Origin of the sequence: Microbacterium enclense (assembly GCA_038182865.1) — a bacterium.
Classification (GTDB): Bacteria; Actinomycetota; Actinomycetes; order Actinomycetales; family Microbacteriaceae; genus Microbacterium; species Microbacterium enclense_B.
In genome coordinates this window covers 3701630-3719087 of record CP116226.1, presented here as the reverse complement: position 1 = coordinate 3719087, position 17458 = coordinate 3701630, and the positions used below count along the sequence as shown (strand labels likewise).

The 17458-nt window shown below is 69.3% G+C and carries 17 protein-coding genes and 1 pseudogene; 8 read left to right on the top strand and 10 right to left on the bottom strand.

Going from position 1 to position 17458, the window contains the following annotated elements; all coding sequences use genetic code 11:
* Positions 1-2 precede the first annotated feature (2 nt).
* The gene (locus tag PIR02_17660; GenBank protein WZH36555.1) at positions 3-1976 is read left to right on the top strand and encodes a S9 family peptidase; all 1974 of its coding nucleotides are present in this window, start codon (positions 3-5) and stop codon (positions 1974-1976) included.
* Positions 1977-2031: 55 nt separating this feature from the next.
* Here PIR02_17660 and PIR02_17655 read toward each other — a convergent pair whose 3' ends face one another.
* The 5 genes from PIR02_17655 to PIR02_17635 form a co-directional block, all read right to left on the bottom strand.
* Complete coding sequence (locus PIR02_17655) at positions 2032-2577, bottom strand: DUF308 domain-containing protein (GenBank protein WZH36554.1); 546 nt, start codon at positions 2575-2577, stop codon at positions 2032-2034.
* Positions 2578-2663: 86 nt separating this feature from the next.
* The gene (locus PIR02_17650) at positions 2664-3593 is read right to left on the bottom strand and encodes an AEC family transporter (protein WZH36553.1); all 930 of its coding nucleotides are present in this window, start codon (positions 3591-3593) and stop codon (positions 2664-2666) included.
* A gap of 123 nt (positions 3594-3716) precedes the next feature.
* A complete protein-coding gene (locus PIR02_17645) occupies positions 3717-5204 on the bottom strand; it encodes a serine/threonine-protein kinase (GenBank protein WZH36552.1) in 1488 nt (495 codons plus the stop codon).
* A 235-nt stretch (positions 5205-5439) separates the two neighbouring features.
* Positions 5440-5949 (bottom strand): DUF1330 domain-containing protein, encoded by a 510-nt coding sequence (locus tag PIR02_17640; GenBank protein WZH36551.1) that lies wholly within the window; start codon positions 5947-5949, stop codon positions 5440-5442.
* Complete coding sequence (locus PIR02_17635) at positions 5946-6308, bottom strand: nuclear transport factor 2 family protein (GenBank protein WZH36550.1); 363 nt, start codon at positions 6306-6308, stop codon at positions 5946-5948. The genes PIR02_17640 and PIR02_17635 overlap by 4 nt, the downstream gene beginning before the upstream one ends.
* Positions 6309-6433: 125 nt before the next feature.
* Here PIR02_17635 and PIR02_17630 point away from each other — a divergent pair.
* The 5 genes and pseudogenes from PIR02_17630 to PIR02_17610 all read left to right on the top strand — a co-directional run bounded on the left by PIR02_17630 (position 6434) and on the right by PIR02_17610 (position 10886).
* Positions 6434-6631, top strand: a pseudogene (locus PIR02_17630) (helix-turn-helix transcriptional regulator).
* A gap of 81 nt (positions 6632-6712) precedes the next feature.
* Entirely contained in the window at positions 6713-7243 is a 531-nt protein-coding gene (locus tag PIR02_17625) for a hypothetical protein (GenBank protein ID WZH39039.1), read from the top strand.
* Between the two features lie 171 nt (positions 7244-7414).
* Entirely contained in the window at positions 7415-7825 is a 411-nt protein-coding gene (locus PIR02_17620) for a hypothetical protein (GenBank protein ID WZH36549.1), read from the top strand.
* Between the two features lie 7 nt (positions 7826-7832).
* Positions 7833-8483 carry a TetR/AcrR family transcriptional regulator gene (locus tag PIR02_17615; protein WZH39038.1) on the top strand — a complete coding sequence of 217 codons (651 nt, stop codon included), beginning with the start codon at positions 7833-7835 and terminating at the stop codon, positions 8481-8483.
* Positions 8484-8588: 105 nt separating this feature from the next.
* Complete coding sequence (locus tag PIR02_17610; protein WZH36548.1) at positions 8589-10886, top strand: transglutaminase domain-containing protein; 2298 nt, start codon at positions 8589-8591, stop codon at positions 10884-10886.
* A 46-nt stretch (positions 10887-10932) separates the two neighbouring features.
* On the opposite strand, the gene PIR02_17605 is transcribed toward PIR02_17610, so the two are convergent.
* Complete coding sequence (locus PIR02_17605; GenBank protein WZH36547.1) at positions 10933-11736, bottom strand: SDR family NAD(P)-dependent oxidoreductase; 804 nt, start codon at positions 11734-11736, stop codon at positions 10933-10935.
* Between the two features lie 114 nt (positions 11737-11850).
* Between PIR02_17605 and PIR02_17600 the strand changes: the two genes are divergently transcribed.
* Positions 11851-12204 carry a PadR family transcriptional regulator gene (locus PIR02_17600; protein ID WZH36546.1) on the top strand — a complete coding sequence of 118 codons (354 nt, stop codon included), beginning with the start codon at positions 11851-11853 and terminating at the stop codon, positions 12202-12204.
* Positions 12205-12282: 78 nt separating this feature from the next.
* Positions 12283-13575 carry a hypothetical protein gene (locus tag PIR02_17595; GenBank protein WZH36545.1) on the top strand — a complete coding sequence of 431 codons (1293 nt, stop codon included), beginning with the start codon at positions 12283-12285 and terminating at the stop codon, positions 13573-13575.
* A 17-nt stretch (positions 13576-13592) separates the two neighbouring features.
* On the opposite strand, the gene PIR02_17590 is transcribed toward PIR02_17595, so the two are convergent.
* The 4 genes from PIR02_17590 to PIR02_17575 form a co-directional block, all read right to left on the bottom strand.
* Positions 13593-14099: a hypothetical protein gene (locus tag PIR02_17590; GenBank protein WZH36544.1), complete on the bottom strand. Its 507-nt coding sequence runs from the start codon at positions 14097-14099 to the stop codon at positions 13593-13595.
* 61 nt (positions 14100-14160) lie between these two features.
* A complete protein-coding gene (locus tag PIR02_17585; protein ID WZH36543.1) occupies positions 14161-14925 on the bottom strand; it encodes an SGNH/GDSL hydrolase family protein in 765 nt (254 codons plus the stop codon).
* Between the two features lie 108 nt (positions 14926-15033).
* Positions 15034-16368: an MFS transporter gene (locus PIR02_17580; GenBank protein ID WZH36542.1), complete on the bottom strand. Its 1335-nt coding sequence runs from the start codon at positions 16366-16368 to the stop codon at positions 15034-15036.
* Complete coding sequence (locus tag PIR02_17575) at positions 16365-17423, bottom strand: LLM class flavin-dependent oxidoreductase (protein WZH36541.1); 1059 nt, start codon at positions 17421-17423, stop codon at positions 16365-16367. The genes PIR02_17580 and PIR02_17575 overlap by 4 nt, the downstream gene beginning before the upstream one ends.
* Positions 17424-17458 lie beyond the last annotated feature (35 nt).

The window sequence follows — 17458 nt, the reverse complement described above, 5'->3', positions numbered from 1 at the left end:
GCATGCGTCCGGTCGACATCGAGGCCCTCGTCTCCGTCGGGCGCCCGGTTCTCTCATCAGACGGTGGGTTCGCCGTCTTCGCCACCTCGCGCCCCGACCTCGCGGCCGACCGCGGCGTGGGACAACTCTGGCGTGTCGACCTGCCGGGCGGGACGGCGCGTCGCCTGACGCGCGGCGTCGCCGATCGTTCGCCGCGCCTCTCGCCCGACGACGGCACGCTCGCGTTCCTCCGCGCCGACGAGCGCGGGCGCGCTCAGGTCTTCATGGTCGCGGCCACCGGCGGTGAGCCCGTTCAGGTCACCGATCAGCCCGGCGGGGTCACCGACCTCGCGTGGTCGCCCGACGGCACCCGCCTCGGCTTCTCGGCCCGCGTGCCCGAGCCGGGCCGATACGGCACCGTCGAGGGCCGGGATGCCGCGGCTGAGCCGCCGCGTCGCATCACCGGCATCCGGTGGCACGCGAACGGCCTCGGCTATCTGGACCGCCCGACCCACCTGTTCGTCGTCGAGGCGCCGTCGACCGACGCGGAGCCGTTCTACGCGCCTGCGCCGGCTCTCGACAAGCCCGAGAAGCGAGTCGTCGCTAGCGAGCCGACGCGGCTCACGCACGGGGAGACGAGCTGGAACGGCGTGGTCTGGACGCGGGACGGCGTCGAGCTGCTCAGCGTTCCGGATGTCATCGAGACCGACCGTCGCGATCTGCGCGACCGGGTGGTCGCGGTGGCCGTCGACGGGGGCGCCGAGCGGGAAATGCTCGGCACCGTCGCGGATCTGTCGATCTCCGAGGTCGCTGTGGCCCCGGATGGTGCCGTGTTCCTGCTGGCGAACGACGTCGGGCCCGAGGGCGTCGACTTCGTCGCCCCCGGCGTCGCCCTCTACGTCGTGGAGGCGGACGGACCCCGACGCCTCACCGATGCGGAAACGATCGATCTCGGGGAAGTCGGGAGCCATGTCTCCTTCGACGCCGACGATGTCCTCGTGCAGGACCGCACGCGCGGGCGTCTGCGCCTGCTGCGTGTGACCCGCGCGGGAGAGGTGACCGAGCTCCTCGGCGGCGACCTCGAGGTGAACGGCCACGCGGTGGCAGACGGGCGGGTCGTGGCATCCGTCGCTTCGCCCGAGTCGTTCGGCGAACTCGTCGTCGTGGATCCGGTCGCGGGGGTGCGCGCGGTCACCGACTTCGGTGCTGCGGTGCGCGAACGCGGCGTCGTCGTGCCCGTCGAGCACGAGATCGCCGGTCGCGACGGATACCCGGTGCACGGCTGGGTCGCCACCCCCAAGGGGGAGGGGCCGTTCCCCGTCATCCTCCAGATCCACGGGGGACCGTACGCGTCGTACGGCATCCACGTCTTCGACGAGACCCAGGTGCTGGTCGATGCCGGTTACGCCGTGGTCTACAGCAACCCGCGGGGGAGTGCCGGTTACGGCCGGGAGCACGGCCGGACCATCCGTCAGCGGATGGGGACGCTCGACTTCTTCGACGTCATGGACTTCTTCGACGGTGTCGTCGCGGCGGATCCGCGCCTGGACGGCGACCGGGTGGGTGTCATGGGTGGTTCGTACGGCGGCTACATGACCGCATGGGTCATCGCCCACGATCACCGCTTCGCCGGCGCCATCGTCGAGCGAGGGTTCCTCGATCCCACAGCGTTCCCGGGCTCGAGTGACATCGGATCGTTCTTCGGCCAGCAGTACGTCGGGACCGATCCCGCGCAGATCGCCGCCCAGAGCCCGATGGCGGTCGTCGACCAGGTGAGAACGCCCACGTTGGTGCTCCACTCCGAACTCGATTTCCGGTGCCCGCTCGAGCAGGCGACGCGCTACTACGCCGCGCTGAAGCACCAGGGCACCGCGGCCGAGATGCTCGTCTTCCCGGGCGAGGACCACGAGTTGACGCGCGGGGGCCGTCCGCAGCATCGCGTGCAGCGTTTCGATGCCGTGCTCGACTGGTGGCGCAGGTACCTGCCCACGGCATAGACAGAAGGAGGGGGACCGGATGCCATGGCATCCGGTCCCCCTCCTTCTGCCGGTGTTACGCGGCCTTGCCGAACTGGATCGCGCGGACGATCTGGAAGACGCCGAGGATCACGAGCGAGACGCCGATCAGCAGAAGCAGGGTCACCGCTCCCAGCAGCGGCGAGAACAGCAGGACGACGCCCGCGAGGATGCTGATGATCGCGAAGAAGATCGTCCAGGCGCGTGCCTTGGAGTTGTGGCCGACCGTCGTGAGTGACACGACGCCCTCGATGATCCAGAGGATGCCGACCAGCGTGCCGATGAAGATCCCGAACCACGCGGTCGTGGCTGCGAGGTTGGCGAACGAGAAGATGCCGGCGACGATGAACAGCACCCCGAGCACGATGTAGCCGATGCGGGCCCACCCGGAGCGCCAGAACAGGCCGATGCCGATGTTCACGAGCCCGGCGATGATGACGTAGATCGACACGATGCCGACCAGTACCTGGGCCGTACGGTCGGGCCACAGCAGGACGAGCAGGCCGATGACGAGAGAGAGGGCCCCGCTGACACCGAGCGCCGTGCGGACGGCTCCCACTGCGGGGCTGGTGGTGGACGACATGGCGCCCCCTTTCTGAATGATGGCTGGGAACAGCCCTCACCCTAGACCCGAGGGTGAAAGTCCGCGAGTCGTCGAGACCTGGGGCGTCACGCGGGGGAGTGGTCGAGCAGGAGCGCTACACCGAGAAGCACCGGGAGGCATCCGAGCGTCGAGATGAAGACGACGTCGCGCGAGAGGATCTCGCCGACGCCGTAGCGCTGGGCGAAGTTGAAGACGTTCTGCGCGGTCGGAAGGGCGGCCAGCACCACGACGACGAAGATCTGATCGTCGGGCAGGCCGAACCACGACGCCACGAGCCATGCCAACGCGGGCATCGCAACCAGCTTCAGAGCGGAGGCGATCACGACGTCGACGCGGCGGCCCGGCTCGGTGAGCACGCGTTGCCCGTACAGCGACATGCCGTACGACATCAACAGGACGGGGACGCACGCCCCGGCGATGAGGTGCAGCGGGTCGAAGACGATCGGGGGGAGGTCGATGCGGAGCACTGCGACCAACACCCCCAGGGCGGAGCCGATCAGCATCGGGTTCTTCGCGGTCTGTCGCAGGATGCGCCAGGGGGAGCGCGAACCCGAGGTCGCGGCATCCAGGATCGACAGGGCGATCGGCATGAGCACCAGGAGCTGGAACAGGATCACCGGGGCCGAGAACGCGGCGTTGCCGAGCATGTAGAGCGAGATCGGGATGCCGATGTTGTTGCTGTTGACCTGACCCGCCGAGAGGGCGCCGATCACGGTCTCGCCGACGCGGCGGCGCAGGACGAACGCGGAGACGAGGGCGTAGACGCCGATGATGACCGCCGCCGTGATCATCGACACCGGCAGCAGCGCCGAGAACAGTGTGGCCACGTCGGCACGGGCGAGGACCGTGAACAGCAGGAACGGTGACAGCACGAAGAAGGTCAGGCGGCTCAGGACGTGCCGTGCGTGCGGTCCGAGCAGATCGATGCGGGCGATGACATACCCCACGACCACGGCGAGTCCGACGACCGCGAAGCCCGTCAGCACGCCGTTCACACGCGTACCCGGCGACAGGGGTGGGCGGCGGAGAGAGGCATCGATTCGAGCGTAGCCCGCCCGGAGGAGTCGCCTGTGCGCGAGCGCTCCCCGGCGGCCTCCGTGCAGAGACAGAGCGTCGCGCTACTTGTCGCCGTTACCTCGGCCTCGGCCGTTTCCCGCCCCGTTGTCGGGCTTGGTCCCCGCCGCGTTCTCGTCCGGGCCGCGGGGCGGATCGTTCTTCTGTCGCGTCGGGCCCTCACCACGCGGCGCCTCGGCATCCGGGATCTCCGTCGGGGCCTCCGCCTCGGGCGGTACCACCTCCGTGCCGGCTCCGGTGTCGGAGCTGCCGGAATCGACGCTTACCGTGTCGACCGAGGAGTCCTCGGACACGGTCTGCTGTGCGGGGACGTTCTCGGCCTGTTCCTGAGCCGGGGTGGGAGTGCTCACGGGGGAGTCCGCCGGGGCGGAGGGGGTGGTGACGGTGAGCGGCGCCGTGGGGGAGACGGAGGAGAAGGCCAGGAGGTGACCGCCGACGAGGAGCGCCGCCGCGGCGGCCGCGGCACCGATCCAGGCTCCGAGCCTCGGGCGGCGACGTTGCGAGGGCGTACGTCGTCGTTCACCGACGACCCGGGCCTGCGGGACGTCCGTGCGCGCTGCCGCGGCCGACAGGGGAGGCGCGGGGGGTGCGGGAACCGGTTCGGGGAGCGGCGTCCAGGGGGCGGTCTCGGCGACGATCCTTTCGAGGGCGTCGAGCTCGGTGGCATCCGGGCCCGCGTCGTACGCGGGGGACGTGAGGGCCTTCGCCCGTTCGATGACGGCGGCGGCGGTCGGGCGGGCGGACGGCTCGAGCGCCGTCATCGCCGTCAGCAGGGCCTTCCACTCGTACCCGAGAGAGCCGGGGATGGCCGGCGGGCGCGATAGGCGCGCCAGAACCGTCTCCTGCAGGGTTCCGCCGCCGTAGGGGTGCAGCCGGGTGAGTGCCTCGATCGTCAGCAGTCCCAGGGCGTAGATGTCGGACGCCGGTTGCGGCGGCTCGCCCCTGACCTGTTCGGGGGCGAGGTACGCGGCGGTCCCGATGACCGTGCCCGGCGTGGTGAGCCGCGTGGCATCGACCAGGTGAGCGACGCCGAAATCGGCCAGCACCGCTTCATACCCGTGCGGGGACTGACGTGTGGGGCGGAGCAGAACGTTGGAGGGTTTGACGTCGCGATGGACGACACCGGTCGCGTGGACCGCGGCGAGGCCGTCGGCGAGATCGGCGAGCAGGGCTGCCACGAACGCCGGTTGGAGGGGCCCGGCCTCGATGCGGCGCTGGAGCGACGGGCCGTCGACGTACTCCATGACGAGATACACGTGGTCTTCGCCGTCGAGGCGTGCGTCGTACAGCGTGACCAGCGACGGGTGATCGAGAGCGGCGAGGACCCGTGCCTCAGACAGGCGCCGCCCGGGCTCGAGCTCGTCGACTCGGTCGGTGTGGAACAGCTTGATCGCGACGTCGCGCCCGAGCACGGTGTCACGCGCGCGGAAGACGCGCCCCATGCCGCCCGCACCGACCCGCTCGGATAAGAGGTAGCGGCCGCCGAGGGTATCGCCGACGTGCGCCATCACGGCATCGGTCGACTGGCTCATCGGGTCCTTCGGGGTCGTCGCGACGGCAGGGAAAGGCTGCGTCGTGTCGGAACCTACGCGCGGCCACGCCGGAAAAAGCGGGGGTGGTGTGACCTGGGGCGGGCGACGATAATGGCAGCCGCAACGCGGGGCCGGCGGCGACGATTTCTTTTTCGAGCCGATGATCGGCGCGCAGCGCATTGCTCACTGCGCCTGTGACCATTGCACGGGGTTTTCCTCCGGCAGGCGGCGCTGTCTACGGCGTCTGTCCCGACTCGCGCGCCGCGGGAATCCGACCGTCAGGTGCACTTATCGCCGTGGCGCCGATAATGCACATTATGTCAGTTACGTGAGCATCGAGCGGACCCGGCTGCGCTGCGCGCACCCCCTCGGATGACGGTGTGTTCGCATCGGTGTAGACAACGTCCTCCGGGGCCTGCGCGTCGATGATGTCGGTGGCACGGTGGCCGGGATCCACACCGGTTGCGAGGATGACCGTCCCCCCGAGGTGGCATGTCCGCCACGGCCGAATGGACTGATAACGCGGAGAGTCGTACCAGCGCTGCGCCGCACGGAGGTCGTCGAACTCCAGAAGCACGACGGACCCGGCCCACGTGCCTTCCCGCACCTCCACCCGTCCCCCGTGGATCAGGAATCGGCCGGCGAAGGGCTTCAGGGTGGCGTCGATCTCGCGGAGATAGTCGTGGATCTGGGAGGGCGCGGGCTCGTTCAGAGGGTCCATCAGCCCGAGGACGTACGCGCTCACGCCGACACGCGATCCAGGAATCCGAGCACCAGCTCGATCCGCCCGTGCTCGTCCATCACAGCGACGTCGAAGCCGGCGATCGGAGCGGGTGAGTCACCCTCCTGACCCAGCTCCCAGCTGAAGCGCAACTGCTGGTGGTGTCCGTCCGGCGATCCCGTCACTCGGAACGTCGCTCCGACGAACTGTGCCTGGACCTGCCCGATCATCTCCGAAATGGCTTTGGTTCCGCTGACGTCGACCTGGGGGTCGACGTAACGCGCTTCGGGGGCGAACAGCGCCGAGACCTGCTCGGCACGCAGAACCGCGTCTGCCTCATTCCAGATCGTGATGTACCGCTGAGTGAGCTCTTGTGCGTCCATGACGTCCTCCTGTCCAGATGTAGCCGCCCTTGTGGCGGTCGTCTCATTCGAGTGCGTCCTCGGCATCCCGTCGATGACCCGGCAGGTCATGGCAGGCCGGCATCCGAGTGATCTACCGTGCTGACGTGGACACGAACCTCACTCCCGCTCCCGTAGGCGATCTGCTCCGAGGGTGGCGCGAGAGAAGGAACCTCAGTCAGTTGCAGGTCTCTCTCGCGGTTCCCGTCTCGACACGGCACCTCAGTTGCGTCGAAACGGGACGGGCGCGACCGTCCGCCGAGCTGATCCTTCGCTTGACACACCATCTGCAGGTTCCGCTCCGTGAACGCAACGAGGTCCTACTCGCAGGCGGTTACGCCCCGGTCTACCCGGAGGAATCCCTCGACGGCGTCCGCCTTGCGCCCGTGTCTGCGGCACTCCGCCAGATCCTCGATACTCACGAACCGCTCCCGGCTCTCGTGCTCGACCGTCGATGGGACGTCCTCGACGCCAACGGCGCAGCCTGGGCGATGCTCGGCGGCATCGCCCCTCACCTCCTGGACCCGCCGATCAATGTCCTCCGAGCCACGCTGCACCCCGACGGCTTGGCACCCCGACTGCTCAATCTGAGCCAGTGGCGCAGCCACCTCCTCCACCAGCTCGACCGCCGGATCGAACTCACCGCCGCCGGCGCGCTCATCGCGCTTCGCGACGAGATCCGCGACTACCCCGTGCCGGCTTCGGACGAACCTCTTCGCCTGGACAGCGTCGTCCTCCCCATGGTCATCCGACTCGAGGAGCGCACGCTCTCACTGTTCAGTGTCACAGCCGTCCTCACCGCGGGAGACGTCACGCTCGATGAGCTCACCATCGAGACCTTCTATCCGGCCGACGATGCGACCGCACGTCACTTCGCCGACGTCCCGGCCTCGCAGCATCGCTCGGCGAATCCCTGACCGCACGTCGTCGGTGGCATCACACGGTGCAACCGCTCCCCCGGCTTTCCTCGGATCGACGCTCGGCCCGAAGGTGCGCGGGGCCCGTTCGTGGATGTCGCGAGGCCGACACCGCATGATGCGCGTGACGTGACATATTGACTATGCGGTCAATGAGAGTATCTTGACCGCATGGTCAAGAGATCGGTCGACGAGAAGGACGACCAGACACCGGTACCCCTGCGCGCCGCCTCCGCGCTCGTCTGGGCCTATGTGGCCCTGGTCGGGCTGTCCCTGGCGGCGCTGATCGTGATGAGTTTCGTGATGCCGGAATGGGCGACCACGGAGGCGTGGGTCCACATGGTGATCGTCGCCGTCTTCGCGGTCGTCCTTCCGCGTCGGATGCGTCGTGCCAGGCAGGGCCAGCGGGGCGCGGTGAGGGCAGTGGGACTCATCGCTGCGGTCCTGTTCGTCGTCAACGTCGTCGAGGTGCTCCTCCCGTCCTTCGTCCCGACGTGGATGCAGATCGCGATGGTCGTCATGGCCGCGACGATGGCCGGCGTGGTGGTCGATGTCATCCGCTGGGCTCTGCGGGAGCATTGAGGTCGTGATGGACGAATCAGATGCGCCAGGTCTGGACGATCGTCGCCGCCGATCCCCCGAGGAACGGCGGTCGGCGATCATCCGAGCCGCGGCCGAAGCGGTTGCGGAGCTGGGCTATGCGAACGCGACCCTCACGGAGATCGCGCAGCGATCGGGTGCGTCCAAAGGACTCCTGTGGCATTACTTCGCCGACCGCGACGATCTCATGCGCCAGGCGGTCTCCTCTCTCAGCGAAAGCCTCCGTGCCGGTCTCGTCGCCGACATCGACACCCGTGCACGGGTGCCCGACGTCGTCCGCGCGGTCTTCGTCCGCACGGCGCTCTTCACCCGCACGCACACCGTCGAGCTCGAGGCGCTCGACCAGATCGTGCACAACCTTCGGGCGCCGGACGGTCGGCGCCGAATCAGCATTCTCGATTACAAGGCGATCTACGCGGACCACACCGCCCTTCTGAGGCGCGGACAACGGGAAGGGACGATCCGGTCCGGTGACCTACGCATGATCGTGGTCGGCTACCAGGCCTTGATCGACGGACTGATCGCTTACCTTCACGCGCATCCGGACCTCGATCCGATCGTGCACGCCCGGGAGGTCGCCGAACTCTTCCTGGTGGGGGCGGCGGAGCCGTCCGAGCATCATCCCCGGGTGGGGCGATGAGCCCGTTGTCGCCCCGATCGACCTCCCGCCGCGCAAGTCCCCCTCGCTCGTCACCGGTGTTTCATAAGATCATCTGGTCTTTGTAGCTCGTGAGAACGGACGACGATGAGCGACGCCGCCCCTCCCGCCGACGGTTGGTATCCCGACCCGATCAGCCCCGCGGCCCAGTTGCGCTATTGGCGCGACGGCAAATGGACCGAGCATGTCCACCCGCTCGTCTCCCCCGATTCCACGAATCACCCCGCGGCGTCTGCGTCGGCGTCGGAGGCTGCACCGCCGGCGAGCGCAGAGAACGCGGAGGGTGTGGCATCCGCTGAGTCCGCTCCCCCCAAGAAGCGCAAAAAGGGCCTGGTGCTGGGGATCCTCGGAGGCGTGACCGCCCTCGCGGTGGCGACGGCCGCGTTCTTCATCTGGGGTGCTCCGGTGGTGTTCGGCCCCAAGCTCACCACCGAAGACGGGTGGGCATACGCGTATGCGCCGATGCAGGACAACGTCGAGATCGATCACGAGTTCGCCTTCCCGGCGGACTATGACCTCGACGCGAAGGCGGCAGAGAACGGGGACGAGCGCGACATGTCCTTCGCCTTCGAGCTGTTCACCGATGCGGCCTTGACACGGCACGCCGACCTGAGAGCCTGGCAGTACGAGGCCGGCAGAGACATCGAGGTCGAGCCCGGATCGGGGTCGTACGCGATGCGCTTCCGGTCCGACACCGGCACCATGGACAACCGCGACGAGCGGGAGTTCCGGCTCAATGATGACGGGTCCGCGTGGGGCGCGAACGAGACGTATTACCTCGTACAGAAGCTCGACAAGGCCGGGAACGTCCTCGAGAAGCCCATCGTTCACCCGTTCCGTATCGCGCGCTCGCTCGCCACGCCGCAGGTGACGTACGGCGTCAACCCCAACGGCACCCTGACCATGTCGTGGGACCCCGTGCCGGGTGCCACCGAGTACCTCGTCGCCGTGACCTCATGGAACGGCGAGTCGCGCAGAGTGGACCTCGTCGGGTCGACGAAGGTCCCGACGTGGTCTCCCCCGGTCGTGGATCCCTTCACGGGCGAGCGGGTGGCCGCGGAATTGCAGCAGAATCAGGGGTTGCAGACCTATCGGTTGTGGAGCAGCGCGCAGATCGAGTCGACCGGAGACGGCGGCGGGGCGGTCAACGCGCTCGACAACGACACGAGCGAGTACGAGTACGGCGTGATCGCCACCGACGGCACGACCTTCTCTGCCATGCAGGCGACGGATGCGAACACGGTGGCGGCGTCCCTGCCCAAGGAGATCCCGGGCGATCTGAAGCGGCAGCAGTTCCCCGAGGGACAGATCGTCGATTCGCTCGACAAGATCCCCACGCGCTTCCTCTTCACGTCGGTCGACGGGGCGACTCGCCAGACCGCGTCGTACATCAGCCCCGACGGTCTCACAGCCAAGGACGGGGCCGTGCGGATGCAGCTCAGCGGGATCGGGACGGCTCTGGGGTGGCCGATGTACCTGACCGTGCCGGACGCCGCCACGGCCGTGGCGCAGGTGGCGGCGTTCAACGATCGCGTGAAGGCGGAACTGCCGACGACGGGTCTGCCGCAGGTGACCACCATCTCCGCCCCTATTCAGGGAGATCCGAGCCAGTACACCCCGTCGACCACGGCGCCCGACGTCGCTTATCCCCTGTCCGGCAGCAATGAGTTCACGACGTACCTCGCGGCGAATCTCGTCGCGCGCCAGGACGCGATCGACGTCTCGGCGTACACGGACCGCCCGGGGATGCCTGATCTCGACGACGCCATCGGCGAGGCCGTGTTCCAGAATCCCTATGTCCTGGGGTATCGCGGGTACACCGTCAAAGACGACATCGTCTATGTGACGTACGCCAACGACGCGGCCGAGACGACCCGTCTGCAGGGCGAGATCGCCACGGTCGTGAACGGGGCCGTGTCTTCGGTCACGACCCCGGACATGAGTGCGACCGACAAAGCGACGGCCCTGAACGCCTGGCTCGTCGACGTCGCCAGCTACGATCAGGCAGCGCTGGCGGCCGGTGAGGGGATGCCGGGCTTCCCCGACGGATTCCCGCACGCCTGGGACCCCAGCGGTGTCCTGCTGTCGGAGAGCGGCAACACGGGCGTCTGCGCGAGCTACGCGGCCGCGTACAAAGCACTGATGGATGCCGCCGGCGTCCCCAGCGTCGTCGTCACCGGGGATGTGCTCAACGGCGGCGGCCACGCGTGGAACAAGGTCGATGTCGGGGGCTCCTGGCTTGCCGTCGACCCCACGTGGAACGACGGCAGCGATCCGACGAAGTATCTGCTCATCTCTGACTCGCAGTTCACCGGGAACGCAGCTCGCGTCGAGACGAAGGAATGGATGGCGGACTCCCGGATCGCCGACTACGCGACTCCGTGAGATCGTCCCGGGCGGCGCGCGGTCGTCGCCCGGGACGATGCGTGGGTCAGCGCACCCAGGCCGACGTCACGTCGAGAACGCGAGACCCGGAGAGGTCGGCGAGCGAGAGGCCCGCGAATCGCAGCGCCGCCTCGGACGTCTGCCACCGGAAACGGGGCGTGTCGGTCGTCGCGGCTTCCACGACGGTCTCGGCGGCTTCATCGGCGGCCTGGGCGTTCGCGAACGACGTCGCCGCCCGGTCGAGGTACGCCTGCTGCAGCTGAGCGTACGGCCCCGGGGCGGCGCGATGCACCGAGTCGGTGAAGGAGGAGGCCACCGCGGCGGGCTCCACGATCGACACGTCGATGCCGAACGGCGCGACCACCGGCGCGAGGGACTGCATGAGACCTTCGACTGCGAACTTCGCTCCGCAGTACGCGTCGGCGAACGGCTGGCCGACCGCTCCCCCGACGCTCGTGACGGTGACGATGCGACCGTTCCCCCGTTCGCGCATGCCCGGCAGCACGAGGCGCGTGAGGCGGGCGACGGAGAGATAGTTCGTTTCGAGCTGCTGCTGCAGATCGTCGTCGCTGAGCTGCTCGAGGGTTCCGACGGCGCCCCGGCCCGCGTTGTTGACGAGGATGTCGATCGGGCCGGCCTCGGCGACGAGGGCGCGCGCGCCGTCGGGGTCTGTGACGTCGAGCGCCCGGATGTCGAGTACGACGCCCGCGTCGCCGGCCGCAGCGCGCAGGGCGTCGGCGCGGGCGGTGTCGCGAACGGTCGCGATGACCTCGACCCCCGTTCGCGCGAGGCCGACCGCGGTGTGCAGTCCGATGCCGCTGGAGGTACCGGTGACGAGTGCAAGGGTCATATGGTCATTCTCGTCTTCCCGACTCGGACCTCGCTATGAGCCGGCCATGATCTTCTGTTCGCGACGGTACGCGGCACTGCTTGTAATATTCCGACGACGGGAATATAAAGAAGCATGGCCACTCCCCTGACCCCGCCGGCGTTCTGGATCCTGACGGCTCTCGTTGGCGGACGTCGTCACGGGTACGAGATCCTCCGCGAAACCCGTGACGCCTCGACAGGCCGCGTGGCGCTGAAGGTCACGACGTTGTACTCCGCTCTCGAGCGCCTTGAACGCGAGAGGCTGATCGTGTCCGACGGCGAGGAGATCGTGAGCGGACGCGCGCGCCGGTACTTCGTGCTCACCGACGAGGGTGCGGCGGCGCTCGGTGCCGAGGTCGAGGCGCTCGAGACGCAGGCGCGGATCGCGCGAGCCCGACTCACGGCAAGCCGGCCCGTCGCGGCATCCGGGCGGGTGGTGTTGTCATGATCACCGTCGACGAGCGCGCATTCGCACGGATGCTCCGGTGGTACCCCCCGCGCGTGGCGTCGCCGTCACGGCGCGGTGATGCTGGCGACGCTGCTCGACGCCGCGGAGGCGGAGGGCCGCCGCACGCCCACGCCGGCCGACATCCGCCATGCGGCGCTGAATGGAACCGCCGCGCGCCTCGATCGGCGGTTCGCCCTCGTCACCGCTGTCGCCGCCGTGGTCGCCGCGGTGATCGCGGGGCTGCTCTTCTTCCAGGCGACTCCGGGACCGGCGATGCTTCTGCTGCTGTCGGGAGTGACGCCCCTCTTCTCCAGCTGGTCCGCCATCGCGACGGGTCGGTTCCGCGGGGTGATCGGCGATGTGCGCGCGGTGGCGCTCTTGGCGACCTCCGGGCTCGCGTGGGTCCTGGGTGCTCTCACGGCCCTGTCCTGGATGCTCGGATTCGACGACGCCGACGCGGGCCGCCCGCCCCAGGGGCTCGCCGGCGCTTTCCTCCCCCTCTTCGGCGCGGGCATCGCGGTCGGTGCGACGGCGATCTCCCTTGCCGTGGACGCGATGCTCCGGCGCAGGACACGACTGCCCTGGGCCGCGCGCCTCCTGATCGCCGCGGTGGCAGGACTCGCCGTGGCCCCGCTGGTCGGCCTCTCAACCATGACCCCGACCGCCGCCGCTCTGCTGGCGGGCGGGGCCATCGTCCTCGCCGTCCTCCCGGAACGGCGTGCCGCCGGCGTCGTCCCCTCCCCCGGACGAGCGCGCTCTGATGGGAACCCCGGCAGAGCCGTGCCGGATGCGCGTCGGCGAACGGTCACGGCAGCATCGGCGTGGCTCGCTCTCTCCGGAGGCGTCGTCGGCCTCGCCTACGCGTTCTCGGGCGCGGCGTGGTCACCGGGAGCGACCGACGGCACCATCGCGATGGCGCATGGCATCACGCTGCTCCTGGTGTCGGTGCTCCCGCTCCTCGCGGCGGTGGGCGTGGCGAAACCGCTCCCGCCTCTCCCTCGCGCGGGGCTCCACCGCTGGGGGCCGCTCGCCCTCGCGGCACTGTCGACGTGCTGCGTCGCCGCGGCCTACATCGAGGCTCCGGATTCCTCGGCCATGCAGCCGGGGTTGCAGGCGGGTGCGGTGTTGGTCGGCGGTGGTCTGGCATGGGCGATCGGCGCTCACGCACGGTTGCCGCGCGGCGCAGCCGTGGTCGTCGGGATCGCCTGCGGTGCCCTCTACGCCTCGTTCGCCGGGGTGATGATCGCCCCGATGCTGGCGTTCGCGGTGCCCGTCGTCGCCTTGATCCTTGCGCTGCGTGCGAGGCGTCCACGCCCGCGGGCAGGACGCGTTCCGGTGCGCCCCGACGGTGTACCCGCGCCCGCTCGGTGAGACTCAAGGCGTACGGATCACGAGGCCGCCCCGACCCGGATCACGAACGCCCCGGGGGCTCCGTCGCTGTCGAGCTCGACGACCAATCCCCGATCCGGCAGGTCGAGCGGTATCGGTGTCGGAGCCAGGCACGAGACCGAGACCGCGTCACTGACCACGGTTCCCGCGGACGTCGAGATCCGCCCCGTGATCGTCTCGGGGCCGGCGCAATCCAGGGTCACGGTGTACGTCCCGGGTTCGACGGTGCGGTTCTCGCTGCGATGCGCGGCCACCTGACCCGAGTCGCCGAAGGTGCCCCACGACTGCCACAGGTACTCCCCCACCTCGGCGTCAGCGACCTCGTCGTCGAAGTAGCCGGCCCACGGGTCAGGAGTGGGCGAGGACGTCGTGGTGGGGACCGTCGGCGAGGGCGTCAACGGAACCGACGTCGGGGGTTCCGCTTCACCGCTCGTGCACCCGGTGAGAGCGCCGAGCGCGATCGCGGTGCCGGAGAGGGCCAGAAGTCGCGCGTTCGATGAGGACATCCGGCGATCCTAAGCAGGTAGATGCCAGGGCGCCAGGGGGTGGCCCGCTCGGTGTCGTCCGTCACCCTCCCGGTACGAGCTCGACCCAGCCCCCGCCGAACTTGGGGTGACGTCCGTCGCCAGAGGAGGTGCGCGCAAGGCGCCGACGCACCCACGGGGCGACGTGTTCTCGGTAGTACGCCGTGCCCGTGAGCCGTTCCGTCTCAGGAATCTCGCGGAGGTGCCACCAGTCGCTCGGTGCGGACGAACCCAGCGCCTCGATGACCCGTGCGGCCACCCGGTGGTGACCGCGGGCATTCATGTGCAGGCGGTCGACCGACCAGAACTCCCCGGCGGCCAGCTCACGGTCGAACCAGTTGTAGGCGGTGATCACATCGGGGCGTGATGCCAGCCGCTCCTCGACGGCGCGCGACAGCCGATCGCCTCGCCCCTGCACGACCCGCCCCAGCGGCAGCCCCGCCGAGGGATTCGCTCCGGAGAGCACGATGAGGCGCACGCCCTCGTCATCGCACCGACGGAGAACATGGTCGAAGGCACCGACGATGCGTTCGACGTCGGCGCGTGGCCGCAGCATGTCGTTGCCACCGCCGTTGAACGACAGGTGGGTCGGCTTCAACGCCAGCGCCGGTTCGAGCTGCTGCTCGACGATCGGCTGGATGAGCTTCCCGCGGATGGCAAGATTCGCATACTGGATCGGTTCGCCCGCGGCATCCGCCCATCCTTGGGCTGCCAGATCGGCCCACCCTCGCACGGTGCCGTCGGGGAGCTCGTCGCCGACTCCTTCGGTGAACGAATCGCCGATCGCGACGTAGCGGACGGATGCCATGCCCTCGAGCCTACGCGGCCGTATCGGTGTCGTAGCTGGGGGCGCTGCCGCACGTGCGGGGCGTGGAGCACGACCTACCACACCCGTCCGATGTCGGCGAGGACGGGCTCAGGCGAGCGCGCGACCTCGCTCCTCGCGGAGGAAGAGAGACGCCGCGACGGCCACGGCGAAGAACGCGGCGAAGACGATGAACAGCAACGGCGCTCCCCCGATGCCGAGCAGCGGCGGAACGGCGAGCGGCGCGAGGATCGATGCGATCCGTCCCACGCCGGCCGCCCATCCCGCGCCGGTGGCACGCACCGTGGTCGGGTACGTCTCGGGGGTCGCCGCGTACAGCGCGCCCCACGCCCCGAGGTTGAAGAACGACAGGAGCATGCCCGTCACGATCACGGCAACCTCTCCGGTGGCGGTGCCGAAGAGAACGGCGGCGACGGCAGAGCCGGCGAGGAACGTGGCGAGCGTCGCGCGTCGTCCCCACGCCTCGATGAGCCATGCGGCGACGGCGTACCCGGGCAGCTGGGCGAGCGTGATGATCAGCGTGAATCCGAACGAGCGCACGAGATCGTATCCCTGGGCCACCAGGATCGTCGGGATCCAGATGAAGGCGCCGTAGTACGAGAAGTTCACGCAGAACCACAGCACCCACAGACTGGCGGTACGGGCACGCAGAGGTCGTGACCACAACGCGCCGACCCGGGCGCGCGGCGCGGGCACCGAGGCGGGAAGACCCTCGGCCGACGGCTCCAGTGATACGCGTCCCGCCGCAGCCTCCAGGTCGCGCACGATGACGACGGCTTCGCCGTGACGCCCTCGGGAGGCGAGCCAGCGCGGCGACTCAGGAAGCCCCCAGCGCACGATGAGGGCATAGACCGCGGGGATCGCGCCCAGCGCGAACGCCCATCGCCACCCGTCGGCGGACGAGGGGACGACGAGGTAACCGATGAGGGCCGCGGCCGTCCATCCGACGGCCCAGAACGCCTCGAGGAAGACGATGAGGCGTCCGCGCATCCTGGCGGGGGCGAACTCGCTGACGTAGGTCGACGCGACGGGCAGCTCGGCGCCGAGACCCAGCCCCACGACGAAGCGCAGGACGAGCAGTGCCGCGAGTCCGCCGACGAGGGCGCTGGCGCCCGTGGCGATCCCGTAGACGAGGAGCGTGAGGGCGAAGACCTGGCGCCGGCCGAAGCGATCGGCCAGCAGCCCGCCGAGGCTCGCTCCGATCGCCATTCCGGCGAAACCGGCCGACGCGATCCAGGAGGCCTGCGTCGGAGCGAGCTGCCATTGCGCCGCCAGAGCGGCGATGACGAACGAGATGAGCCCGACGTCCATGGCATCCAGGGCCCAGCCCAGACCCGACCCGCCCAGGATCCGGGCATGACGCCGGGTGAACGGCAGCGCGTCGAGGCGTTCGGACACCTGGGAGGTGTCGGTCGTCGTGCTCACCGGACCTCGTCGCTGCTCGCGTCGGCGAGCATCTCGCGCACGAGCGGCACGACCCGCGAGCCGTACAGCTCGATGCTCGACATCAGACGGTCGTGCGAGATCGAACCGCTCGCGAACTTCATCTGGAAGCGCGTGGCACCGAGAGTCCGCACCGTGGCGGCGATCTTGGTCGCCACCGTCTCGGGAGACCCGATGTACATCGCGCCCTCCGGACCCACGTCGTGCTGGAAACGCAGGCGGTTGTATGCGGGCCATCCCCGCTCCCGGCCGATGGTCGTGTTGAGCTCGGCGACCCCCTCGTACGCCTCGTCCCACGCCTGCTGGTCGGTCTCGGCCACGTGACCGGGCGAGTGCACCGAGATGGGCATGTCCGGCTTCCCGAACTCCTGGAGCGACTGCCGGTACAGCTGCGCGAAGGGGCGGAAGCGGGCCGACGATCCGCCGATGATGGCGAGCACCAGCCCGTAGCCATAGCGGGCGGCCCGGACGACCGACTCCGGGGATCCTCCGACACCGACCCAGGCCGTGAGCCCGTTCTCGGTCTTGGGGTAGACGTCGGCGTCCTGCAAACCCGCCCGCGTGCGACCGGACCAGGTGACGGGCTTCTCCTCGAGCAGGAGCGAGAACAGCTCGAGCTTCTCTTCGAAGAGCTGCTCGTAGTCGCTCAAGTCGTAGCCGAACAGCGGGAACGACTCGATGAACGAGCCACGACCGAGGATGACCTCGGCGCGCCCGTTCGACACGGCATCCAGCGTCGCGAAGCGTTCGTAGACCCGCACCGGGTCGTCGGAGGAGAGGACGGTCACCGAGGTGCCGAGGTGGATGTTCGTCGTCCGCGCGGCGGCCGCGGCCAGCACGATCTCGGGGCTCGTGACGGCGAAGTCCTTCCGGTGGTGCTCCCCCACCCCGAAGAACGACAGTCCCACCTGGTCGGCGAGCACCGCCTGTTCGACGACGTTGCGGATGGTCTGCGCGTCGCTCTGCAGCGACCCGTCGGAGCCGCGAGAGATGTCTCCGAAGGTGTCGAGGCCGAGCTCGACGGGGGTGGCGTCCATGAGATCTCCTTGCATTCAGCTGAATGAACCTTACG